Genomic DNA, 23529 nt, shown 5'->3' on the forward strand with positions numbered 1-23529 from the left:
AGCCTGGCATGTATAAAAGAAAGTTGTTCCTCTTCGGTTTTATTTCAGCAGCTGTTCTTTTCGTTGCGCTAAGTGGTGTTGCCGTTTCTGCATACATAACCAAGGAAAATCTTCGTCAGAGTGCCACTGCACAATCCTTGCTTTCTGAACATCAGATGCTGTCGAGTATCTCCTACCGCTTGTTTAAACAACTCACCGATGAACTGATCTTTGGACGCAATGCCAACCAGGCCGAAGTACGCAATAAACAGGCTCTCATTGAGCAGTCATTAATGGTCATCCGGGACCTTGAAGTGCGTCAGAGAAATGAGCTTGGTCCCGACATTACTCAGGGAAGTGTTGAAGATACTGACGAATTGCAATTTTTAATCGCTGAAATTATTGACGAGTTCAATGCGGTTATTGCCATGAACGATACAACTCCGCTCAGTCAGCAGGAGCGTGTCCAGCGCTTGCTGGAGTTCACTATTGATAATAAATTCCGCGAAGCAATTAATGCGGCTGTATCACGCCAGAGTAAAGTAGTTTCTGCGACGAATGCTCGTATCGAAGCGTTAAACTCAGCCATCGTATGGTTCAGTATCATTCTTTGCGTACTGGTTGGCCCCTTTATTGTCTTCGGGTGTGTGTGGCTGTTTAATCAGCTTTATCAGCCCCTGACTGTGATAGGGAGTGGTACTCAGGTCATTGCGTCCGGGAACTATAACTTCCGTTTACCAGAAAACCTTGATCAGGAGTTTCACTCACTCGTTCAGTCTCTCAATCAGCTAGCAGGCCAGATGGCTGAGCATGAGAAGCAGGCAGAAACGATGCGTGATCAGCTTCAGTATGAGGTAGACCAGCGTACATCAGAACTGACCGAGGCTAATAGACAGCTCACTCTGATTGATACCAGACGTAAGCAGTTTATTGCGGATATATCGCATGAACTCAGAACACCGTTGACCATTATTCGTGGAGAGGCGCAGGTAACCTTGCGTCAGAATCATGCGGATACCAGAGACTACAGAGCTGCATTACAGACAGTACTTGATCAGGTTGTTGGCCTGAGCGTCCTGGTCGATGATCTGCTACTGCTGGCTCGTGCTGAAATTAACCAATTACGGTTATTTCCTGATGATCTCCAGGTCGTTGATATTCTTGAACACCAAGTGGAGCAGTGGCAGAGAAAAATGCCATTGCGATCTTTCCGATTAAATACCGCAGACGCTGAGAAATCACGCATTGTTATACGCGCTGACGAGCAGAGGCTACGTCAGGTTATGACCATCCTGATAGATAATGCGACTCGTTATTCTGATCCGGGTGACCCTGTCGAAATATCACTCAAAGCGACAGAGGATCAGGTAATGATTAGTGTCCGCGACCATGGCGATGGAATCTCACCTGCCGACTTACAGTATATTTTTGAGCGCTTCGTACGCTTTAAGCCACGGACAGATGGCGCCGGTCTGGGTTTATCAATTGCTCGCACCCTGGTAGAAGCGCATCAGGGTGAAATCTATGCAGAATCAGAACAGGGGCAAGGATCAGTGTTTACCGTCGTTCTACCAAGGCAGGCCGCAGAATGAAGATTCTGATTGCGGATGATGAACTGCCATTGCTCAGCTTTCTGCAGCGAGGACTGGAGTCTGAAGGGTATGACGTCATATCGGAAAGTGACGTTCACAACCTGATCGTGACCATAAGCAGTGAGCTTCCTGTCGTAGCAGTTCTGGATCGTATGTTCGGTGATGTGGACAGCCTGGTATTGATACAGAGTATTAAGCGACTGCCTTCGCCGCCTATGGTGCTGTTGCTGACGGCGATGGACGACGTCAGTGACCGGGTGGATGGACTGCGTCAGGGCGCCGATGATTACCTCTGTAAACCGTTCGACTTCGAAGAATTGTTAGCGCGTATCCAGGCGATGACACGACGCGCAGTGCCCTCAAATCAACACATTGAAGAAACGCTTCAGTGTGGGCCGTTAATACTCTATCGCGATGAACGTATTGTCCGGCATGCAGGGGTCGAACTATCGTTAACCCGGCTGGAGTATGACCTGTTGGAGTTCTTTGTTGAGAATAGGGGCAAAGTACTGAGCCGCGAGAGAATTCTTCAGCGGGTATGGCAATCAGAGAAAGATCCGATGACTAATATTGTGGATGTATACATCAGCAGGGTTCGCCATAAGCTCGCTTTTACTGATGCGCTGATTATTGAAACACTGCGCGGAAATGGTTACCGGCTGACGACTGCCAGCCGGTAGTATCCATCGCTGCTAGGGTGCTGCTTAGGGTTCTTTGTTAACCCGTGTGTCTGGTCAGTGTATTTCAGACAGTAGCTGTGGGTTCAGTACAAGATTGCGTACACCGTGAGCGTGATCTTCATTGAATTCATTTTCTTCACACCAGTCGGCCACTGTTTCAATATCAACGACAGCGACTTCCGGGCGCACGCTCCAGCTCACCTGCAACGGGGAGCCTTTTTCATTGTATGACGGGCCTGTTGTTGATCCTGCGTACTGGACCGGTGTACCCGTATCGGATGGAATATTTGGCGCCTGGTAATAGCCGTTTACCTGTTCAACGTTTGCCATCTCACCAAAGTCGAGGGCGTCATCGTCATTGGCCAGAACAATCACCTGGGCTTCGACGCGCAGTTGAGGGTTCATGATGTTGTCTGACAGACAGGCGCCAAGTGTCGGGCCTGGTTGAATCTGAGCGGTGGTATGTACGAAGTGCACCTCGATGGTATCCCCCGGAACCAGGTTTCTGCCTTTTGCTGCACAGACTTCTCCTTTAAACGGTTTAAGCTGTTTTTTAGTCAGTTTGCCGTCGTACAGATAACCTGTATCAGCGCCCTGACCATTACCATTTCCGGCATAAGTCGTGAACTCTCCGCCTTTGTGTTCGGCACCAACGTGGAAGTGAATATTGCAAAGATTCATTTGAGTATGTGCAGGGGCTGGCTGGAACATGTTGCTGTTCTCGCCCGAAACCTGATCGATATCGCGTGGCGATTGAGGTCCAAAACCCTGACCCTGGGTGTTTTCCGCAAGGCGTTCGCGCTGTTCAGCGATCACCTTATCAGACACAGTTTCGGATGAAGAATAATTACCCGCCAATACGGCAGCAGGCATCAGTAAAGAACTTGCGACAACGGCGTACTTAATTATGGACATTTTTGTTCCTCCTAGGTGAAGCCACTACGATACGGAGGAACACTGAAAAGAACCTGACTCCTTTATTAATAAAAGATTAACGTCCTGAATTCTGACGATCCGGATGTGCGAGAAGAGCATTCAGGCGTTGTTTTCTCTTCGAAAAGACGGGATCACAAAAGAAAAGGTACTACCTTGCCCCAGCGCCGATTCAATTTTAAGCTCGGCATCGTGATGTTCCAGTGCGTGTTTAACAATCGACAGCCCGAGGCCTGAGCCCCCAACGGTAGACTCCCGCGACTCATCCACACGATAGAAACGCTCGGTTACCCGAGACAGGTGTTCCGGTGGAATACCTGGCCCCTGGTCTGTCACGGCAACCTCGATACCGCGATCACTTGGGGCAATGTCGATATCCACTTGTTTTCCATCACCATATTTAATCGCGTTAGTGACAAGGTTGGTCAGAGCAGAATGCATCTCTTCTTTGAAGCCATCGACAATCAGGCTGCGCTCGGTGTTAATTCTGACTTCAGCATCGCCTGAGTAGCCTTTCATTTCTCCGGCAACCTGATGGCACAGCGCTGTCAGGTCAAAGGACACACCATCCCGCTCCCTGCTCGCACTTTCCAGTTTGGATAGCTGAATAAGGTCGTTTACCAGATTTGTCATACGGTTCGCCTGGCTATCCATTTGTGCCAGTGCTTTAGACAGTGGAGCTGGCGTATCCATATCAGAGAGCATTTCCAGATAACCATTAATGACGGTTAGTGGTGTGCGCAATTCATGGGAGACATCGGCAATAAAGTCCTGGCGCATGGTTTCTACGCGTTTGCGTTCAGTGACATCTCTGACGAGCATGATTTTCTGATCGATACCAAATTCAGTGATCTGAACCTGCAGACTGACATTTCTGAGATCGAACTGCAGAGGCTCGCTGAAGTCGCTGCTGCGGAAATAGCGGACAAATTGAGGGGTGCGGATAAGATGAGTTATGTGCTGACCATTATCATCTTTACGCAGGTACAGCATACGCGTTGCTGCGCTGTTGAATGTCGTAATGTGGCCGGCGCTGTCGAGTACAACGACACCATCTTTCAGTGCTTCAATCCCCTGATTATAGCGTTGCAGCATTTTCGCCTGATTCAGCAGGCGATCTTTAAGTGTCTTTTCTCGTCGGATGATGCGGTCGGCAGAGTAACCTATCAATCCGCTGTCCTGTGGGGCCGGGCCCTGGCGATAACTCCATTTAAAAATAGTGGCCGCGTGGCGGATACTGATGATCTGTGAAACGACCAATCCGATCAGTAAGCCATACAGGGAATATCCGACTGACCAGCCGGCAGCGAAACCTGCAAGCACTATAATGCCAACCCGAAACAGCTCTCGCTGCAGTGCATCCTGATACAAACCTGCGTTACCTCACCTTACTGATCGGGAGAAAAACGATACCCACTTCCCCTGACTGTTTGAATCAGACGTTCGTGGTTATCGATAGAAATCGCTTTGCGTAAACGCCGGATATGAACATCAACGGTGCGTTCATCGATGTAGACGTTGCCGCCCCAGACCTTGTCGAGCAGTTGTTCGCGGGAAAACACCCGGTTCGGGTGGCGCATAAAGAATTCGAGTAGCTTGTATTCTTTCGGGCCGAGCGATACCAGTTCACCCTTGATACGGCATTGCTGCTCATCTGGGTGGCACGTCATATCGAGAACGGTCAGCGCTTCAGACGATGTGGTTTGGCTGCGACGGAGAACCGCCTTAATACGCGCATTCAGCTCTCTGGGTGAAAACGGCTTAGTAATATAGTCGTCAGCACCGCACTCCAGCCCTTTGATTTTGTCATCTTCTTCGGCGCGCGCCGTAAGCAGAATGACAGGGATGTCTTTTGTGCGTTCTTCGCGCTTCAGCCGGGCTGTCAGCTCCGGTCCGCTCATCATCGGCATCATCCAATCCAGTACTACAAGATCCGGTTGTTCGTTGATGATCATCTGGAGGGCTATCTGGCCATTGGCAGCTTTCCGGGTTTTGTATCCCGCAAGCTCAAGACCGGTACAGATCATTTCGCAGATGGCTGGTTCATCGTCGGCAACGAGGATAAATCCGGCGTTCATGTCGGCACCTAGTGTATTCATTTCAGGGGCATGTATTGTGACATTTTTATTACGATTTTGGACTGTTTTTCGTGCTGCTTAGCCTGTCCCTGAGTGGGTGTTGTTAACTTATTGAAAAATAGTAAATTCTTTTCGAAAAATGGTTGACGACCCCCGGGCTGATCAGTAATATTTCCGCCCACTTAGCCGGTATAGCTCAGTTGGTAGAGCAACTGACTTGTAATCAGTAGGTCCCGAGTTCGACTCTTGGTGCCGGCACCATACAAAAAAGCCCGTACGGATGTACGGGCTTTTTTCTTTTCCAGCATTCTGTTTTCCGGATTGTTCGGCTCTCAGAAAAAAACCTTCACTTCGACCTGATAGCCCTCGCTGTTATCTGTCTCACTCAGACTGTAGCGCCATTCACCGGCTTGTGGTTCACCTTTGTACAGATCGTACGCGGTCGAAAGAATTCGCATAGCCTGTTCTGACTCGTTGTAGCTTTGCTGTTCTTCTCCCTGCAGGTACCAGTAGGTTGCAGCTTCATCCTGAGCAGAGAGCATGTGCTCCTCAGGGTCATATGCGTATGTCACTGACATGGGAGACAGGAGGGCAAAACAGGTGGCACAGGGGCGCAACCATCGCTGCTGCCGCAGGACGCGCTTAAGCACGCCCTCATCAATAGCGCCCAGCGCAATCAAGGCTTCGCCGAGCTTCGCCCCTGCGTGTTCTTTCTGGTATTGAAGTGCATCATCCAACTGCTTACGAGTAATTGCGCGTCGGTTCAGAAGAAGCTGCCCGAGGCGTAGCTTAAGTGATGGTGATGGCATACTGTTCTTCCGGTGTGATCTTTGTACAGATACAGGATGGCACAGCATCGGGTAAGCACCACAACAGTGAGTATGCTGATGGTTGCCTTTTGTACTGTCGTTGATGGAAATTTGACGAGCTTTAAGTGATATATGTGTCACTATATGGCCGGTGTTCCAGAGGCGGAATTAATGAGTGGAAAAATGCTGTTACTAAGCTGATTTCAGGGTTACTGAACGCATAACGTGTTATCCAAGAGTATCGGTCGTGAGAGTGCTTGAAGTAACTAGCTTGGGGTAACTGAAAATGGGGGGATGCCATTACGATGGGCCGGGAGCTAAATGGGCGGCCAGGACATCCTGTCCTCACCGCCACAGCACCCTATACCTTCCTGGTATATCGTCCTTGAGCGAGATCCTCTCTACCGTCCTGGTTGGCCTCCTGGCCACAATAATCCTTCGCTTCCTGTATCGTCCTTGCGCATCCTGCCCGGCGATCCTGCCGAATCCTGCGTCCTGCTTGCTGATCCCATCAGCGCCTTGCGTCCTGCGGAATTAAAGATAGCAAAACTGTGAGTTCATGTTACGTGACTATTGCGACAGACTATGTCGTCGAATGCCAGTGGTTTTTGAAAAATCTTTTTAAAACAATGAGTTAGGTTTTTCTGGGGAGGGAGGCGCGGAGGTTAAGGCAGTGTTATGCCTAAATCTCCCACCTGCTTGTGAGATATATCGCACAAATAGGTGGGCGAATAACTTACAGTGTTACTTTGACTCAGAAACGCTGAGTAACACTATTGTTCGATATTACTGATCTGTACGCTTTGTTGCACTTTTTGTTTTGTAACAATCTGTTCAAGTCAGGGCTTTCACCCCTTCTTTTTGGCTGCCCTATGCGCATTGTACAGATCAGAAAAACCTTGCGGGTCTGCCAACTCTCCATCTTCCCGTAACTCAGGATAGCTGAGATTATTTTCCCGACACAGGCGCGCAATCTTGGGTTGGCACCATTCGAACAACAGGCGGTCAAACCATTCATCTGGCAGGCGCTGTGAGTCATACATGCCGGCGGCCTGACGCTGGTAATGAGCTTCATTGAGAATGATGGCTGCGGCCACGGAAACATTGAACGATTGCACCATGCCGCGCATCGGAATAATCAGGTGCTCGTCGGCCATGTCAGAAGCCGCATCGCTGACGCCTTCCTTTTCAGTGCCCATGAGTAGGGCCGTCGGCTGGGTAAAGTCATAGTCGCGGTAGTCAATAGCGCGATCGGTAAGATGGGCTGCTACGACTTTTACGCCGTTGTCCTGTAACTCACGAATCCCGGTTTCGATATCGGCGTGAGTCTGAACTTCAATCCAGTCGGATGAGCCGGCGGTTGCCGCTGTTTTCAGGCGGTAACGATCACGTGGCCAAACGCAGTGAATCTTAGGAATACCGACGGCATCGCAGGTGCGCGCTATGGCTGCCAGATTATGAGGTTTATACACTTCGTCCGTAATGACGGTAAGGTCCGGCTGGCGCATCTCAAGGGTTTTACGGATGCGGTCGTAGCGTTCCGGGGTCATGTCCGGCACTCCTGGGTGGTCAACAAAGGGCGAGGATTGTATAAAAGGCTTTTCGTAGATGCACGAGGGAATCATGAGCGGTAATCCTTTCACCGGTATGCAGTATGTCTGGCGTGGTTTTCAGAACTTAAAAACCCCCGGGCTGCGTCGTTATGTTGCTTTTCCATTACTCCTGAACATCATTGTGATGGGTTTCGCCAGCGTCTGGGGCATCAGCCAGCTGGATGCCTGGATTGGTCAGTTGGTTGACCTGTTACCCGGATGGCTATCTTTTCTGTATTGGATACTGATGCCGCTGGTCGTCATCTTTCTGGTGTTGTCACTGGTGTACTTCTTCAGTGCCGTCCTGATGATTATTGCGGGGCCGCTGAATGGCCTGTTGGCTGAGCGTGTTGAAACTTTGCAGGGGCACTCGATTCCGGATGAATCCATTCCGGCAATGACGATCCGTACCCTCGGGCGGGAACTGACTAAAGTGGGGTACTACCTGCCGCGTTATCTCGGTATTTTTCTACTTGGCTGGATTCCCGGTATCGGGCAGCTTGTCGCTCCTCCCTTGTGGTTCTGGTTTGGCGGCTGGATGATGGCGATTCAGTACATGGATCTTTCGTTTGATAACCATGCTAAGCCGTTTGCAGAAGTTCGTGAGAGATTGGCTGAGGATTTATGGACGGTAATGGGGTTTGGCTTGCTGGTGGCGCTTCTGCTGACTGTGCCCGTGGTTAACCTGTTTATTATGCCTGCAGCCGTGATTGGAGCGACTCTGATGCGACTGGAACGTATGCCCTTTGGCAGCGATTCTGGCAAAAGCAGCTATGCTGAGTTAACAGAAGACGTTACTCCAAGGCTGACGCACGATGAAACTGAGGGTTCTGGTCGTTGATGACGCAGCGTTCGTCCGCGACCTGGTAAAAAAAGCAGTCAGGGATACCTATCCCGGCTGTGAGATTAATGAAGCGGTCGATGGTCGTAAGGCCGTGACTGTGATGAATCAACGTGAAATTAATCTCGTCCTGTGTGACTGGGAGATGCCTGAGATGTCGGGCATCGAGGTTCTCGAGTGGATGAGATCTGATGAGCGTTACAAGAAAACCCCTTTTATGATGATCACCAGTCGTGGTGATCGTGATCACGTCGTTAAGGCTGTGCAGTCTGGAGTTTCGGACTACATCGGCAAGCCTTTCACACGGGAAAATTTCGTCGCCAAGGTTTCTAAAGTTGTTGCCAAGCATCTTGGCGTGAAGCCGGGTGAGGGACCTGCGTTCAAGGGAATGCCCGGACAGCAATCAGCAGATGTTCTGATGGGTAAACCTGCTGGTGGCGATGCCTCTGGTGGTAAAGGTGCGGGCAAACCGGTAGCTCAGGATATGGGCGGTGCGAGCGTACTTATGGGAGGTTCCTCCTCTCCAGAAGCTGCCCCGGCTTCTAAGCCTAAGTCCAAGGCAAGGGGGGTAGCGAGTGTTCGTTTCGGTTCGGGTAGCTCTGCCAAGTTGGTACTGAAGGACATTAATCTGCAGGAAATGATCGGCGTATTCCGCAGAGATGGCGCCCTGCCTGCGCTGTTGGAACCTGCGGTTGCCGATATTGTTGATCAGGATTCAGGCGATGTGGCGCGTATCAATGGCTATGTCCGCATGATGCAGGCTCAGGAGCCGCACCCAGAAGCCGAGACAATTCAGATGCTTATCCGGTTTGTGGATGACGACGAAGATAAATTAGCCGTGCTTTCGCGTTTCATTGCGAAAGTCCGCTGATGCCGGAAGGTGAACAGGCGCTTCGAAGCAGGCGGTAAAGCAGCTTCCTTTCCCGTAGTCGCTGGTGACCAGCAGGTTGCCAGCGTGGCGTAGTAGCACATGTTTTACGATCGCGAGACCTAACCCCGTGCCTCCGGTGTTTTTACTGCGGCTTGGATCGGCGCGATAAAATCGCTCGGTCAGGCGCGGGAGGTGATGTTCTTCAATGCCGATACCCGAGTCTTTCACTTCCAGGCACAGACTCTCCCCGTCCCGATACCAGCGAATATGGATGGAACCCCCGGAGGGAGTGTATTTCACTGCATTAATGATAATGTTGGTGAACGCACTGCGTAACTCGTGCTCATAGCCGCTGAGGCTGTCGTCGCTTTCTATGTTCAGGCGTATGTCGTGTTGTCCTGCGGACACCGCGATAGCTTCTTCTGTGATCTGCTCCAGCAGTGTGAGGACATCAACACTCGTCCTGGGGTCGTGTGCCCCATTCTCAAGGCGCGACAAGGCGAGCAGGTCGCGCACTAATGAATCCATTCGTGAAGCCTGCTCCTGCATCTGTGTCAGCATGCGCCGGGCCCGCTCTGGGATAATATCTTCAAAGGTTTCAAGGTAACCCTGAATGACCGTAAGGGGCGTTCTCAGTTCATGGCTGACGTTACCGACGAAGTCTTTGCGCATTTGCTCGAGCTGCCGCAGACGGCTGACGTCATGAGCGACAATCAGGCGCTCGTTGCGGCCGAACGGCGTAATATTCAGAGACAGGCACATGTCTTTGGCAATCGGTGAGTTCAGCTCCAGTGGGGTATCGAACTCGCCCCTCGAGAAATAGGCCGTGAACTCAGGTGCACGTATCAGGTTGGTGATGGGCTGGTTGATATCGATCGGGTCACGCAGTCCCAGCATCTTTCCTGCAGAGCGGTTCCACCATTCAAGATTGCCATGGCGATCCACCATGATGATGCCTTCCTGCAGAGCGGAGGTGGAATCCTGAAGCCGATCAAACAGCGCCTGTAATTTATGGCGATAGCGTTGGCTACGCTTGGTTGGGCGCAAGCTGAGTTTGATGAGATCCTGCCAGATACCGCTGGTGGCCGGAGCTTCCTGAGATTCGTAACGGGTCAACCAGTGCTTCATGCGGATGGCCTGACGTAGATGCCAGAACAGAATCAGCAGACTGATTACTGCCAGAGGCAGGAACGGCCAGGGGCTCCACCAGAGCCCGCTCAGGCCAACGGCTAGCAGAAGCAGGAGCCGTTTAAGCTCCTGACGCCAGCCCGGCATGATCAGGACGCTTTGGTTGAAAAGCGGTAACCGGTACCGCGAACTGTCTGAATCAGCTGCTCATGCGACTGGCCCAGCGCCTTGCGAAGACGACGGATATGCACATCCACCGTGCGTTCTTCGACATAAACGTTGCCACCCCAGACCTGATCCAGAAGTTGAGAGCGCGAGTAAGCACGCTCCTGGTGTGTCATAAAAAATTGCAGTAGTCGGTACTCGGTAGGGCCCACATCAACCGCTTTGTCGTGGGCCATCACTCGGTGGCATACGGGGTCTAGAATCAGGCCATTAACTTCGATGGTTTCCTCGACGCCCGGTGGGGTTGCCCGGCGCAATACGGCCTTCAGACGAGCAACCAGTTCGCGTGGAGAGAATGGCTTGGTGATGTAGTCGTCAGCACCGCTCTCGAGGCCCTGAACTTTATTTTCTTCTTCACCCTTTGCTGTAAGCATGATAATCGGCAGCTCAGCTGTTGCTTCTTCGCGTTTCAGGCGACGAGCGAACTCAATGCCACTGACACCCGGCAGCATCCAGTCAAGCAGGATCATATCCGGGCGTAGGTCCACTACAAGAGAGTGAGCGTCCTGAACATTTTCGGCTTCGAGGCATTCGTAGCCAGCCATTTCAAGCGCTACAGCGATCATTTCACGGATGGGTGCTTCATCGTCAACGATGAGTACGCGTTTTCCAGCGTTAGTCATAGTCCGGTCACAGATTAGTTATCATTACCGTCGTATTACACAGGCGGGATGTTACAGGTATGTGACAAGGGGCTATTCACTCTTCGTAAATAGCCCCAGAGTCAGAAAAGATCCGGATACTAAGTTGCTCAGGAGGCACTCAGCAGGTAGTGGCCGACAATTCCGAGCCAGACAATGGCTCCGAACCAATGCGATTGACGGAATACCCGGAAGCAGTCTTCGCGATTGCGGCTCCGGGCGTTCCAGATCTGCCACCCCAGAAAGGTGGCGCCGATCACGAGACTGAGGTAGTAGACCCAGCCAAAGCCAAACTGCTGCCCTGCAAAAAACAGAAATGCGACACTCATGGCCTGGAGAAGCCCGATCATCTGTAAATCGAGCTCGCCAAACAGAATCGCAGTCGATTTTACGCCAATCTTCAGGTCGTCATCACGATCGACCATGGCATAGAAGGTGTCGTAAGCCACGGTCCAGCACAGGTTGGCCGCGTAAAAAAGCCAGAGGTAAGCGGGCAGAGTTTCCGACTCTGCGGCAAACGCCATAGGAATCGCCCAGGAAAATGCTGCCCCCAGAAATAGCTGGGGTAAGTGCGTGTGACGCTTCATAAAGGGGTAGATGGCAGCGAGAGCGACGCCGCCGAAAGAAAGCCATACCGTCATGCTGTTGGTCAGAAGCACCAGACCGAACGATAGGGCGCAGAGAAGCGCAAAACCAACCAGTGCCGCCTTTGCTGACAGGGCCCCAGTGGCTAACGGACGGTCATTGGTACGCTTAACGTGACCGTCGACTTCGCGATCAGCATAATCATTGATCACGCAACCGGCAGAGCGCATCAGAAATACGCCGGCCGTAAAAATAATGAGATTACTGAGTGATGGCATTCCTTCGGCTGCCGTCCACAATGCCCAGAAGGTTGGCCATAGCAGCAGATAAGATCCAACCGGCTTATCCAAGCGGGTAATGGCAATCCAGGCACGCCACTGCGGCCAAAAAGAATCCAGTCGGGCTGTCAGCACAGGAACCTCAGTTTGTTCTGTTTGTTTGATCGAAATCGGTCAATAAGGGGCTGAATGCCTCAGTAACCATCAGCGAACTGCCTCCGAGGGTAAAGACAGATCGACGCGCCCATTCTAACCCGGCCGTATTGGCTTTGCAGCGAGAGACACGGACGAAAGTCCGACGCATATCCGGCTGGCTGAAGAGAAAGGAGCCTAGAGAGCGATTGCCCAGTTGGCGCAGTCTTGCCAGGCGGCCAGTCAGAGCCGCCGCCGGTACTGCCGTGCGCGCATGAACAACCGAAGTACCATCCAGTTTGAGCAGCACCTCGCGGAACCAGACACGCTGATTGGCGGATAAACCGAGTTCTTTCTGTTCCGCTGGCGTCGGGTAGCCAATGCCCTCCTGCTGACAGTCGACGCTGAAACGGCCGGGCGCAAGGCTGCTCAGGCGGGCGGTAAGGGAGCCACGCTCCAGTAACCAGGATCGCCAGAATGGTGGTAATGCCTGAGGAGCGACGTTGAGTCGGGTCGACCAGTCGGGGCGCGCAGGATGAATAATGACTGCGAGGTCAGAAGAGTGCTTCATGGCGCGGAGAATGCGCTAAATCGTGCGGTCAGGCAAGTCAGACCAGACTGTTGGTCAAAAAATGCCCGGAATTGACCGTTGCTTTTAGCGAGCTTGATAAGTACTTTTAGCGACCTTTAAAAACTCACCGAATCATAGGTTATTGGCATGAAGAAGTGGCAATGTGTTGTATGTGGCTGGATTTACGATGAAGCGGAAGGCGCGCCAGAAGAAGGCATCGCTCCGGGTACCCGTTGGGAAGATGTGCCTGACGATTTTATCTGCCCAGACTGTGGCGTAGGTAAAGAAGATTTTGAGATGGTAGAAATCTGATTATCCGGGCTACCGGTTCCCGGTAGCCCCCCCCCTGCGTTTCTGCAGACCTTCCTTATCTGACAACTTAACGGACCCTTCTATGAGTAATTCATCTGCTCCTATCGTAATTATTGGCTCAGGCCTGGCCGGATATAACCTGGCAAAAGAACTTCGTAAACTTGCTGCTGATCAGCCTTTGCTGATGATCACTGGAGACGACGGCCGTAGCTACTCCAAGCCGATGCTGTCGACAGGTTACGGCAAGAATAAAACCGCAGATGAACTGGCGATGAACACTGCTGCGGGTATGGCCGAACAGCTGAACATGACGATCCGTACCAATACTGTGGTGACCGCGATCGATATCGATGCTCATACCATCAGCCTGGGTGATGAAACGGTTGAATACAGCAAGCTGGTTCTGGCCTGGGGTGCAGAAGCGGTGGGTCCACGTATCGAAGGTGGTGCTGAAGATCTGGTGTTCTCGATCAATGATCTCGAAGACTACGCCAAATTCCGTACCGCAGCCGAAGGTAAGAAGCGCGTTCTGATCATGGGCGCAGGTCTCATTGGTTGTGAGTTTGCCAATGATATGACTGCTGGTGGTTATGAGTGTGAAATCGTGGCTCCGTGTGATCAGGTGTTCCCGACTCTGCTGCCTGAATCAGCGGCCAACGCAGTACAGGCCGGTCTGGAAGGCATCGGTGTTAAATTCCACCTTGGCCCTCTGGTGAGCCGTATTGAACGTGATGGCGACGGTGTTGTCGCAACTCTGGACAACGGTGATGAAATTCGTGCCGATGTCGTGGTTTCAGCGATTGGTCTTCGTCCTCGCACTCAGCTGGCAGGCGATGCGGGTATCAAAGTGAACCACGGTATCGTTGCAGACCGTCACCTGAAAACCAGTGCTGATGATGTTTACACTCTGGGTGACTGTGCTGAAGTTGAAGGCCGCGTGCTGCTCTACGTACTGCCGTTGATGGCTTCTGCCCGTGCTCTGGCGAAGACACTGACCGGCACACCGACTGAAGTCAGCTACGGTGTTATGCCTGTCACTGTGAAGACGCCAGCGTGTCCTGTGGTAGTATCTCCGCCACCGGGTGGTGATGCGTCAGGTCGTTGGATGGTTGAACAGGAAGGCAATGACGTTCAGGCAGAATACCGCAATGAAGCAGGTGATCTGCTCGGATACGCTTTGACCGGAGCAAAAGTAGCGAATAAAGTAGCACTCAACAAAGAATTGCCGGCAATCATGCCCTGATTCTCTGTAACATCATTGGTCTTTAACAGATCAATACTGACAACAGAAACAAGGATATTACTATGCGTAAACCAGAACTGGCTGCGGCCATCGCTGAAAAAGCAGACCTGAGCAAAGAAAAAGCAGCAGAGGTTGTTACTGCTTTTACAGACCAGATTGCTAAGTCTCTGAGCGAAGGCGAATCTGTGACTCTGATCGGTTTCGGTACTTTTGAAGTACGTGACCGCGCTGAGCGCCAGGGTAAAAACCCACAGACTGGTGAGCCAATCACCATTGCAGCCGCTAAGGTTCCTGCATTTAAGCCAGGTAAAGCGCTGAAGGAATCCGTCCAATAAGCGGCGTTCCTGATGTTACCGCCGCCGCTGAACTGACCCGTGAGTGGGTCAGCCGGCTGGTGGTCGGTGAAGGGCTTTGCCCCTTCGCCAGTCCAGTGATGGACACCCTCCGGATTGAAGTTTCCCCAGCCTCTGATGATTACACGGCAACCGCTGAGTTTATGACTCTGCTGCAAGAGGTGGCTGATTCATTGCCCTCTGATCTACCCACCGCGTTGTTTGTTGTACCGAACCTGTATCGTGATTTTGATGAGTACTGGAACTGGACTCTGATCTGCGATGATCTGCTGGTGCAGATGGGGTATGAAGGGCTGCTGCAGCTGGCGACCTTCCATCCACAGTATGTGTTTGAGGGTGAAGACGCAGACGACATGAGTCACTTCACCAACCGCTCTCCGTTTCCGATGCTGCATATTATCCGTGAGCATGATATCGAAGAAGCCTTAACACAGATCAGATTCCCTGAGAGAATTCCCGAAAGAAACCGACACCATATGCGCCGTCTGGGGCATAATGGCCTGCTCAATATTATGCCGTCGCTAGCAGGTACCGCGGTATTTGCTAATGACGATGATCAAAGTACGCCCGACGACTAACGGGCGCTGACAGCTGAGGAGACTCCCTTGTTTAAATTCCGCATGTTGCTTTGGGTACTGTCCAAACTGATGAAAAAAGCAGCCAAAAAGAACCCTAAGTTCCGGGAGCAACTGGCAGGGCAGGACATGGCGTTTCAGTTACAGACCGACGATGGCAAAGCCGTCCGTCAGTTTGTTGTTAAAGATGAAAGCATTTCCAGTAAAGGTAAGGCTCACAGCAATCCTGCATTCACGATCAGCTTCAAAGATGCACACACCGGTCTGAAAGTGCTTACCTCGAAAGACCGTAATGCGTTTATGCGCGGCATTCAGGAAAAAGACATTAAGATCAGTGGCGACCTGTCCAAAGTGATGTGGTTTCAGGGCATCAGCAAATACCTGAAACCCTGATTCAGACCTAAAAATCGGGCCCTGTCATCAGGGCCAAATCGATCAGTGAGAAATAACCAGAATAAAAAGGAGGCTGTACCGTGACGCTGACAACCCGAATTCTTCTGGCCATGGCGCTCGCCATCGTACTCGGCACTATCACGTTCAACCTCCTGGCCATGCCAGACCTCAATGACAGCGTGCGCTATGTGCTGGATGATCTGCTGGCATCCGGTCTGTTTGCTTTGATCGGTAAAATCTTTGTCTCCAGCCTGAAAGTCCTCGTTGTACCGCTTGTGTTTGTTTCTCTGGTCTGCGGCGTTTGTCATCTGAGCGATCAGAGCAGCCTCGGACGAATGAGTCTGAAGACGGTGTTTCTGTACCTTGTGACGACCGCCATTGCGATTTCTGCGGCCATGACGCTGGCCAATATCGTGAATCCCGGCGTCGGAATCGATATGTCGGTGGAGGCGGAATTTAAGGCCCCTGAGGCGGTACCTCTTATCGATGTTCTGGCGAATATATTCCCAACGAATCCGTTCCAGGCAATGGCCGAGGGCAATATGCTGCAGGTGATCGTGTTCGCGATTCTGGTTGGTCTCGCTATTGGTCGCTCAGGTGTGCCGGGTGAGCGTATCGGTAAGCAATTCAGCGACTGGAACGAGATTCTGATGACGCTCGTCACCATGCTGATGAATCTTGCGCCTTACGGTGTGTTTGCTTTGCTGTTCAGCCTGTTTGCCTCCAAAGGGCTGGGGCCAGTGCAGGAACTGTTGGCCTACATGTTTACCGTGGTCGCGGTGCTGCTGGTGCACGGTATTGTTGTCTACTCCGCTATGCTCCGTATGTTCGCCGGGGTCTCTCCGGTAACCTTCCTCAAGAAAATGTGGCCGGTGCAGATTTTCGCCTTCAGTACGGCATCAAGCAGTGCCACCTTGCCGGTTACCATCAAGAACGCTGAGCAGAATCTCGGTGTCGGTACCCGTGCTGCATCTTTTGTGCTACCGCTGGGCGCAACCATCAATATGGACGGCACGGCCATTATGCAGGGCGTGGCGACTGTGTTTATTGCTCAGGCGTTTGGCCTTGATCTGAGCATGGGTGACTACCTGTTGGTGATTGCCACCGCCACTCTGGCCTCCATCGGCACCGCAGGTGTACCGGGTGTTGGGTTGATTACCCTGTCGATGGTTCTGCAGCAGGTCGGTTTACCGGTAGAAGGGATTGCATTAATTATCGGCGTCGACCGCCTGTTAGATATGTTGCGTACCGCAGTGAATGTGACTGGCGACACCATGGTCTCGGTTGTGATTGCTAAGACCGAAGGGGTTCTGAATCACGAGCGCTATAACGACCTGAGTCTCTCTGCGACGAATAGCAACGACGACAAATGAAGCGGCTTTCTCTCTATCGTTTTCTGACGTGTTTAGTTGCGGCGTTCGTTGTTGTGCTCGCTGCCTCGTTGACGACGCCGGGTCTTGCCTATGCTGCTAATGAGAGTGCGCCTGAGCGTATTATTTCGGGGAGCGGTGTGTCCGGTATATCGACACAGGTCCGGCAGTTAGCCGAAGCGCAGTTGACTGAACTGAGCGACAGCGAGAAGCGTGACCGCTTACGTCAGCTTCTGCCCTGGTCGCCTGCAGCTCTGCAGACATCGTTTACTCAGCTACTCGAATCATTCACGGACGAAGAGGTCGCCGGCTTACTGGAGATCGTTGATGATTCTCTCATGGCGCGAGGACGTTTGATGGAAGACACTGCGCTTCAGGAACAGGGAACGCCAGAATACGAACGTTACATGCAAAGGCTAGCTACGTATCCTCCGGCCGTTTCCCGGGTGCAAAGGGTTGAACGTTTCGTATCGGCAACGCGGATGGCAGAATGGTTGATTCGCGTACAGGCATCCGTGTCAGATACTCTGGAGCTTGAGCTCTCTCAAGGATATGAAGCTGATACACGGGACGCTGTACTGAATTTTATGCTGTACGCGTATCGCCGGGTGAGTAATGCAGAAATAGATGCCCTGATCCGACTGTGGAATGACCCGGTAATGCAGCGTTGGCTGACCGAAGCCTTTGCTGCGTTACCAGATCCTGCCCCGCCTGAGCTTGCTGAGCCTGGTCTCATCCAGTGAAAGTCTGGCTTTCAGGTAATGGGCTGATTTAAGTAAAGCCTCAGTGATTCAGAATGCTGATAAGGTCAGCGAAGCTGTCCTGATTCTCAACCAGAGTATCTGCCACTTCAGCCGCGTCTTCAGCGGACAGCCCCAGACGAGCATATACCTGCTCTGGAATGACTTCTGACGGTCCGTCACCCACACCACGTTCACGCAGCAGACGCACGGCAACGAAGAGCAGGTTCGCATAGCCTGAATAGTCGCCATCGTAATCGGCGTTGTGCATCTGACGCAGCGAAGCAACCAGTTCACCGGGCATCTGCCACTGCATCATCAAGGCAGCGGCGCACTGCTCACGGCTCATGCCGAGTAAGTAGTTTTCAATGTAGAAACGGTTAATGTGCGGGTTTGCCTCAATGTGGCGGTTGATCAGCGAAAACTGGGGCGGAAACACCTGCGCCAGAATCAGAAATCCGAAGTTATGCAGCAGACCGCTCAGGTAGGCCATGCCCTGTGATGGGCGACCTGCTGGCTCTATTTTACGTACCAGTTCGCCGCACAGGGCTGCGGTCATCACTGCCTGCTTCCAGAATGGGGTGTAACCGTGCGGCCCTTCTTTAGGCACAGCCAGAGACCGGCCCAGCGCCAGCCCGAGTGCTAGGTTGATCACCAGATCAAAACCGAGCACGCGGATCACCGCTTCTTCAACACTTTTGATCTCGCCACGTGTGCCGTAATAAGGAGAGCGCGCCCAACTCAGCACCTGAGCCGACATACCTGGATCGACCTCAATGGTCGTGGCCAGTGATTTGCTGTCGGCTTCCGGGTCGACCCTCAGTTCGATAATCTTGCGCGCGACTTCGGGTAGAGGCGGGAGGTCCAGGGTTTCTTCGAGGCGCTGTTTGATTCTGAGCGGCGTAAACTGACGGATGGCCGAATGGACATCATCAAGATCCTGATCGCTGCCCTGTCCCGGGCGGTCAGGACGCAAAGGCGTGCTGTAGTTGCCGACATGCGAGCTGGTCGTTAGCGCGCGGAATTCCGACATAGGAATCTTGAGCCAATTTTTGCCTTCTTCGCCAGAGTATACGAACAGCTCCTGCTCGCGCAGCAGCGCCTGATCAATCATGGTTTCCATTTCGGTGATCTGCGGTATCGCCGGAAACTGGTCAATTTTGTAGCGGGCCTTGAGCAGATCAAGCTCGTCCACAGACAGAGCGGTGAACTGCCTGCCAAAGGCATGTGACAATTGGGTGAGATCAAGCATCCGGTCGCCCGGTACCAGAACCTGCACCTGCCCCAGCTCATCTTTCAGGAACACATTATAAGCAACCTTGGAAGAGTAGGATGCGGGCGGATTACTTTGCATGATTTCAAACAACTCCTTGTCATCAGCGGCGGAGTAGGGGATTCGCCAGTCTTCAAGGATTTTCTGTACGACGGCTGGAATGGCTGACATGTTTTCGCCCCGGAATTCGTTCTTTCAGAAAATATAGTAGAGATCCTGAAAAATGTGGTTGATTGGGACTAAATTGGAGATATTTCTTTGTTCGGGGTCAGACGTTAGCGAAGCGTTCGGCGTCCCCAAGCCAACGTTTAATCAGGGGTTCAACGGTGGCTGGGTGTTGGTACCAGAGATCATTGGCCATTTCCTGTACCTGAGGCAGAAGGTCGGCATCGCGTTGCAGGTCGGCAATTCTGAGCATCTGCAGCCCGGTCTGGCGCGTGCCCAGTAATTCACCGGGGCCGCGGATCTCGAGATCCTGTTCGGCAATGTAAAAGCCATCCTGGCTATCGCGCATGACCTGCAGGCGTTGTTTGCTGGTCAATGACAGGGGTGATTTGTAGAGCAGGACGCAATGACTCTTTGCACTGCCACGACCAACCCGCCCCCGCAGCTGATGCAGCTGGGCAAGACCCAGACGCTCCGGGTTTTCAATGATCATCAGGCTCGAGTTTGGTACATCGACGCCGACTTCGATGACCGTGGTTGCTACCAGAAGATCCAACTGATGATCTTTAAATGCAGCCATGATGTCTGCTTTTTCAGCGGCCTTCATACGTCCGTGAACCAGACCGACGCGCAGCCCCGGAAGCGCTTTCTGAAGCTCTTCAAAGGTATTCTCTGCCGCCTGACATTGCAGGGCTTCGCTTTCTTCGATCAGGGTGCAGACCCAATAGGCCTGCGCGCCCTGAGAGCAGGCTTCCTGCACGCGCTGAATGATTTCCGGGCGTCGCTGATCGCTGATGGCAACCGTGGTAATCGGGCTACGCCCCGGAGGCAGTTCGTCAATCACTGAGGTATCGAGATCGGCGTATGCGCTCATGGCCAGAGTACGTGGGATGGGCGTTGCCGTCATGATCAGCTGATGCGGAGCAAGTCCTGCGCGTTCACCTTTCTCCTTGAGTGACAGGCGTTGATGAACACCAAAGCGGTGTTGCTCATCAATGATGACCAGACCGAGCTTCGAGAAATGCACGTCCTCCTGAAATAACGCATGAGTCCCTACAACCAGTTGCGCCTCGCCACTGGCGATTTCATATAAGGATTTTTCCCGGGCTTTTCCTTTAACTTTGCCGGCAAGCCAGCCCATGCGAATGCCAAGCGGCTCAAACCAGCCCGCCAGATTACGCAGGTGTTGCTCGGCAAGGATCTCGGTCGGTGCCATTAACGCAACCTGATAACCTTGTTGAAGCAGATCACAGGCAGCGAGCGCCGCAACTAAGGTTTTACCAGAACCAACATCGCCCTGGACCAGGCGCAGCATCGGATAGGGTTGCTTGAGATCTTCAGTGATTTCATCGGTGACGCGTTGCTGGGCACCGGTTGGTGTGAACGGCAGTTTCTCCAGTAGTGCGCTTCGCAACGTATGGTCACTCAGGATGGCGGGTGCTTTATCGGCCTGTACCTGAGCACGCAGTTTAAACAGAGATAACTGGTGCGCCAGCAGTTCTTCCAGAATTAAGCGCTTGTGTGCGGGGTGGCTGCCTGACTCCAGCTGTAACAGGTCCGTGTTTGCGGGCGGGTTATGAAGAAACAGGAGTGCTTCGCGCAGGCCCGGGAGGCGCCATTGCGCGCACCATTGTTCGGGGAGCAGATCAGGAAGAGCCACCTCATCCTGCTTCAACAGCTCAATCATCTGTTCGTGAAGCAGGCGCAGGCGCTGCTGAGTAATACCATCGGTGGCCGGATAAATAGGAGTAAGAGACGCTTCGAGCGGCGTATCCAGACCGTCTTCGATGCGTTGGTATTCAGGGTGGTATAGCTCGAGCCCGCTGGCTCCTCGACGGGGTTCTCCATAGCAGCGCAGCAGAGTGCCTTTGCTCATCTGATTTTTCTGCGCCGCATTAAAATGAAAAAAGCGCAGATTGATCAGTCCACTCTGATCCTGAAGCTTAACCAGCAGGCTGCGACGCTTGCCAAACACCACGCTCGAGCCCTTCACCTCTCCCTGAATAACCGCGGGCCGCATAGGCATCAGGCCAGCAATGGGGGTGATTTTACTCCGGTCTTCGTAGCGGAAAGGCAGGTGAAAGGCGAGGTCAGTGAGAGAGTGGATATTCAGTTTACCCAGCTGCTCTGCCAGTTTTGGCCCGACGCCTTTCAGATCCGTTAGCTTACCGGAGTTCGCCATCAGGTTACTTCTTAGACCAGCACAGCTGGGCGTGTTCAATCAGAAGGTCGATGGCATTGCCTCGAGGGAAACTGGCGCGCCAGGCAAGGGCCACCGTCCGAAACGGCGCCGGCTCACGGAACGGACGCGTGGCCAGCAGGTTTTCGTCCATATTCCCGAGAGCGGACTCAGGGAGCACAGTCACACCGAGGCCGGTGGCGACCATGTGTTTGAGTGTTTCCAGCGAGCTGCCTTCGAGGACACTGCCGACACGGCTGTGCTGTTTGCGGTGGAGTGCCGGGCAGTGTTCAAACACCTGATCGCGGAAGCAGTGACCTTCGCCCAACATGAGCAGGTCGAGGTCGATCAGTTGCTCAGGGTCGATATCTTTCTGCTTCGTCAGCTCATGTTCTTTGGGCATGACGACGACGAACTTCTCTTCGTACAGAGGTCGGGTCACGACGTCGGGTTCAGTAAAAGGCAGCGCAATCACGATGGCGTCCAACTCGCCTTCTCTAAGCTGCTTACGTAAGACACCGGTGTAGTTTTCTTCCAGGTAGAGCGGCATGCCCGGCGCGGCACTGTGTATCTGTGGAACCAGATGAGGAAACAGATAAGGCCCGATAGTGAAAATAGCACCGAGGCGAAGTGGCGTCGACAGCTGATTTTTGCCCGAGCTGGCGATATCTTTAATGGCCCGGGACTCCTCTAAAACACGTTGAGCCTGGGCCACAATACGCTCACCTAACGGGGTAACGGTGACGGAATTTTTGCTGCGCTCAAAAATGGCGACCTCTAACTCGCTTTCCAGCTTTTTTATCGCTACGCTGAGCGTCGGTTGGCTGACGTAACATTTTTCAGCGGCTCGGCCGAAGTGTCGTTCCTGTGCAACAGTGACGATATAGCGGAGTTCGGTCAGGGTCATGATTGTTACCTTGAATGAAGGTGGCTTATCTGATTTATTCTACCTATCCATTACGTCAGCGAAAGACCGTAACAAAATAAAACGTAAGGTACCGCCCAGATGCGGTACAAAATGCCTGAAATAGTGGAGGAAAGGCATGGCTTCTATTTTGGTTGTGGGCACCGGAGATATCGGCGGCCATCTGGCACAGGACCTCGCCCGGGAAGGGCATGACGTGACTGGCGTCCGCCGTTCGGACAAGCCCGTTGGGGAAGGGGTTCAGGTGATCAGTGCTGACGTGTCAGATGCCAGCACCCTGTCCGACCTGCCAGACAACATTGATATTGTCGTATACAGCGTGGCAGCGCCGGTTTTTTCGAAAGAAGGCTATCACGCGTACTATGTGAAAGGCCTGAAGAATATTCTTAAGAAGCTGAAAGGGCAGGCGCCTAAGCGTGTCTTCTTTGTTTCCAGCTCTTCGGTATATCACCAGATGGATGGTGAGTGGGTCGATGAAAACTCCGAAACTACGCCATCCAGCTTTGCCGGCAAAGAAATGCTGGCGGCGGAGAAAGTACTGCTCGATTCGGCATTCGACGGCACTGTCGTTCGCTTCACTGGTATTTACGGCCCGGGCCGTGAACGCATGATTCAGCAAGCGCGTCAGGGCGGTTACTGTGATCCAGAACCCGCTGTTTGGACCAACCGCATTCACCGTGATGATTGTCTGGGGACGCTTAAGTTTCTGATTAATCGTGCTCTGAACGGCGAATCGCTTGATGACTGCTATCTCGCCACTGATAACGAGCCAGCCACTCTGTTCGATGTCCTCGAATGGATGAAGGATCGTATCGGTGAGGTCGACCCGGATAGCGACGTGGGTGAAGTATCACGCCGCGCTAACCGTCGTTGTTCTAACAAGCGACTGAGAGAACTGGGCTACGAGTTTAAATTCAGCAACTATCAGGAAGGTTATGATGTGATGCTGAATGAGATGGGGCTGGTCTGACCCGCCCTCTGGCATTGCCGGATTATTCCGGCAGTGTCTGCCACCAAAGCCCTGTAGCTTGAACCCTGCTGATATTCAGGCATTCTGATGACACCT

The 23529-nt window shown here is 52.6% G+C and carries 24 protein-coding genes and 1 tRNA gene; 13 read left to right on the forward strand and 12 right to left on the reverse strand.

Annotation, left to right across the window (positions count from 1 at the left end):
* Positions 1-8 precede the first annotated feature (8 nt).
* Positions 9-1571, forward strand: a complete 1563-nt coding sequence (locus AC5E51_RS07890) for a HAMP domain-containing sensor histidine kinase (RefSeq protein WP_301387323.1) — start codon at positions 9-11, stop codon at positions 1569-1571.
* Positions 1568-2251, forward strand: a complete 684-nt coding sequence (locus tag AC5E51_RS07895; protein WP_308790806.1) for a response regulator transcription factor — start codon at positions 1568-1570, stop codon at positions 2249-2251. Before AC5E51_RS07890 ends, AC5E51_RS07895 begins: the two co-directional genes overlap by 4 nt.
* Positions 2252-2305: 54 nt before the next feature.
* Here the strand turns inward: AC5E51_RS07895 and AC5E51_RS07900 are convergent, their stop codons facing one another.
* From AC5E51_RS07900 to phoB (AC5E51_RS07910), 3 genes are all read right to left on the reverse strand, one after another.
* Positions 2306-3166 (reverse strand): delta-class carbonic anhydrase, encoded by an 861-nt coding sequence (locus AC5E51_RS07900; RefSeq protein ID WP_301376915.1) that lies wholly within the window; start codon positions 3164-3166, stop codon positions 2306-2308.
* Between the two features lie 120 nt (positions 3167-3286).
* Positions 3287-4555 (reverse strand): phosphate regulon sensor histidine kinase PhoR, encoded by a 1269-nt coding sequence (phoR, locus tag AC5E51_RS07905; protein ID WP_297531575.1) that lies wholly within the window; start codon positions 4553-4555, stop codon positions 3287-3289.
* Between the two features lie 17 nt (positions 4556-4572).
* Positions 4573-5262, reverse strand: coding sequence for a phosphate regulon transcriptional regulator PhoB (gene phoB / locus AC5E51_RS07910; protein ID WP_297531576.1), 690 nt, complete (start codon positions 5260-5262; stop codon positions 4573-4575).
* Between the two features lie 185 nt (positions 5263-5447).
* Between phoB (AC5E51_RS07910) and AC5E51_RS07915 the strand changes: the two genes are divergently transcribed.
* Positions 5448-5523, forward strand: a tRNA-Thr gene (locus tag AC5E51_RS07915).
* Between the two features lie 71 nt (positions 5524-5594).
* Here AC5E51_RS07915 and AC5E51_RS07920 read toward each other — a convergent pair.
* Positions 5595-6071, reverse strand: a complete 477-nt coding sequence (locus tag AC5E51_RS07920) for a cyclic di-GMP-binding domain-containing protein, MshE-related (protein WP_491778404.1) — start codon at positions 6069-6071, stop codon at positions 5595-5597.
* Positions 6072-6919: 848 nt separating this feature from the next.
* Positions 6920-7621 carry a tRNA (guanosine(18)-2'-O)-methyltransferase TrmH gene (gene trmH / locus AC5E51_RS07925; RefSeq protein WP_068441805.1) on the reverse strand — a complete coding sequence of 234 codons (702 nt, stop codon included), beginning with the start codon at positions 7619-7621 and terminating at the stop codon, positions 6920-6922.
* A 73-nt stretch (positions 7622-7694) separates the two neighbouring features.
* Here trmH and cysZ point away from each other — a divergent pair, with 73 nt between their 5' ends.
* Together cysZ and AC5E51_RS07935 are read left to right on the forward strand one after the other, a co-directional pair.
* On the forward strand, positions 7695-8504 hold the full coding sequence (gene cysZ, locus AC5E51_RS07930; RefSeq protein WP_301376911.1) for a sulfate transporter CysZ: 810 nt from the start codon (positions 7695-7697) through the stop codon (positions 8502-8504).
* Complete coding sequence (locus AC5E51_RS07935) at positions 8479-9375, forward strand: response regulator (protein WP_068441812.1); 897 nt, start codon at positions 8479-8481, stop codon at positions 9373-9375. Before cysZ ends, AC5E51_RS07935 begins: the two co-directional genes overlap by 26 nt.
* Here the strand turns inward: AC5E51_RS07935 and phoR (AC5E51_RS07940) are convergent.
* The 4 genes from phoR (AC5E51_RS07940) to AC5E51_RS07955 all read right to left on the reverse strand — a co-directional run bounded on the left by phoR (AC5E51_RS07940) (position 9337) and on the right by AC5E51_RS07955 (position 12935).
* Positions 9337-10650, reverse strand: a complete 1314-nt coding sequence (gene phoR, locus AC5E51_RS07940) for a phosphate regulon sensor histidine kinase PhoR (RefSeq protein WP_068439054.1) — start codon at positions 10648-10650, stop codon at positions 9337-9339. The two genes, AC5E51_RS07935 and phoR (AC5E51_RS07940), sit on opposite strands and share 39 nt — an antisense overlap.
* 2 nt (positions 10651-10652) lie before the next feature.
* The gene (gene phoB / locus AC5E51_RS07945) at positions 10653-11351 is read right to left on the reverse strand and encodes a phosphate regulon transcriptional regulator PhoB (protein WP_068441814.1); all 699 of its coding nucleotides are present in this window, start codon (positions 11349-11351) and stop codon (positions 10653-10655) included.
* Positions 11352-11479: 128 nt separating this feature from the next.
* Entirely contained in the window at positions 11480-12364 is an 885-nt protein-coding gene (gene ubiA / locus AC5E51_RS07950) for a 4-hydroxybenzoate octaprenyltransferase (protein WP_068441829.1), read from the reverse strand.
* A gap of 10 nt (positions 12365-12374) precedes the next feature.
* Entirely contained in the window at positions 12375-12935 is a 561-nt protein-coding gene (locus AC5E51_RS07955) for a chorismate--pyruvate lyase family protein (RefSeq protein ID WP_488045535.1), read from the reverse strand.
* A gap of 147 nt (positions 12936-13082) precedes the next feature.
* Here AC5E51_RS07955 and AC5E51_RS07960 point away from each other — a divergent pair, with 147 nt between their 5' ends.
* The 7 genes from AC5E51_RS07960 (at position 13083) to AC5E51_RS07990 (ending at position 17924) form a co-directional block, all read left to right on the forward strand.
* The gene (locus AC5E51_RS07960; protein ID WP_068441816.1) at positions 13083-13247 is read left to right on the forward strand and encodes a rubredoxin; all 165 of its coding nucleotides are present in this window, start codon (positions 13083-13085) and stop codon (positions 13245-13247) included.
* 82 nt (positions 13248-13329) lie between these two features.
* On the forward strand, positions 13330-14490 hold the full coding sequence (locus AC5E51_RS07965; protein ID WP_068435109.1) for an FAD-dependent oxidoreductase: 1161 nt from the start codon (positions 13330-13332) through the stop codon (positions 14488-14490).
* 62 nt (positions 14491-14552) lie between these two features.
* A complete protein-coding gene (locus AC5E51_RS07970; RefSeq protein ID WP_068435111.1) occupies positions 14553-14825 on the forward strand; it encodes an HU family DNA-binding protein in 273 nt (90 codons plus the stop codon).
* 32 nt (positions 14826-14857) lie between these two features.
* Positions 14858-15421, forward strand: a complete 564-nt coding sequence (locus AC5E51_RS07975) for a DUF1415 domain-containing protein (RefSeq protein ID WP_301376976.1) — start codon at positions 14858-14860, stop codon at positions 15419-15421.
* Between the two features lie 27 nt (positions 15422-15448).
* The gene (locus tag AC5E51_RS07980; protein WP_301376902.1) at positions 15449-15811 is read left to right on the forward strand and encodes an SCP2 sterol-binding domain-containing protein; all 363 of its coding nucleotides are present in this window, start codon (positions 15449-15451) and stop codon (positions 15809-15811) included.
* A gap of 80 nt (positions 15812-15891) precedes the next feature.
* Complete coding sequence (locus AC5E51_RS07985) at positions 15892-17184, forward strand: dicarboxylate/amino acid:cation symporter (RefSeq protein WP_297531595.1); 1293 nt, start codon at positions 15892-15894, stop codon at positions 17182-17184.
* Positions 17181-17924, forward strand: coding sequence for a hypothetical protein (locus tag AC5E51_RS07990; protein ID WP_297531597.1), 744 nt, complete (start codon positions 17181-17183; stop codon positions 17922-17924). The genes AC5E51_RS07985 and AC5E51_RS07990 overlap by 4 nt, the downstream gene beginning before the upstream one ends.
* A 40-nt stretch (positions 17925-17964) precedes the next feature.
* Here the strand turns inward: AC5E51_RS07990 and AC5E51_RS07995 are convergent, their stop codons facing one another.
* From AC5E51_RS07995 to AC5E51_RS08005, 3 genes are all read right to left on the reverse strand, one after another.
* Positions 17965-19365 carry an aminoacyl-tRNA deacylase and HDOD domain-containing protein gene (locus tag AC5E51_RS07995; protein WP_297531599.1) on the reverse strand — a complete coding sequence of 467 codons (1401 nt, stop codon included), beginning with the start codon at positions 19363-19365 and terminating at the stop codon, positions 17965-17967.
* Between the two features lie 97 nt (positions 19366-19462).
* Positions 19463-21541, reverse strand: a complete 2079-nt coding sequence (recG, locus tag AC5E51_RS08000) for an ATP-dependent DNA helicase RecG (RefSeq protein WP_491778405.1) — start codon at positions 21539-21541, stop codon at positions 19463-19465.
* A gap of 4 nt (positions 21542-21545) precedes the next feature.
* Entirely contained in the window at positions 21546-22445 is a 900-nt protein-coding gene (locus AC5E51_RS08005) for a hydrogen peroxide-inducible genes activator (protein ID WP_068439092.1), read from the reverse strand.
* A 136-nt stretch (positions 22446-22581) separates the two neighbouring features.
* Between AC5E51_RS08005 and AC5E51_RS08010 the strand changes: the two genes are divergently transcribed.
* Positions 22582-23433: an SDR family oxidoreductase gene (locus AC5E51_RS08010; protein ID WP_068439094.1), complete on the forward strand. Its 852-nt coding sequence runs from the start codon at positions 22582-22584 to the stop codon at positions 23431-23433.
* The last annotated feature ends 96 nt before the right edge of the window (positions 23434-23529 follow it).

This window comes from Thalassolituus sp., assembly GCF_984348125.1.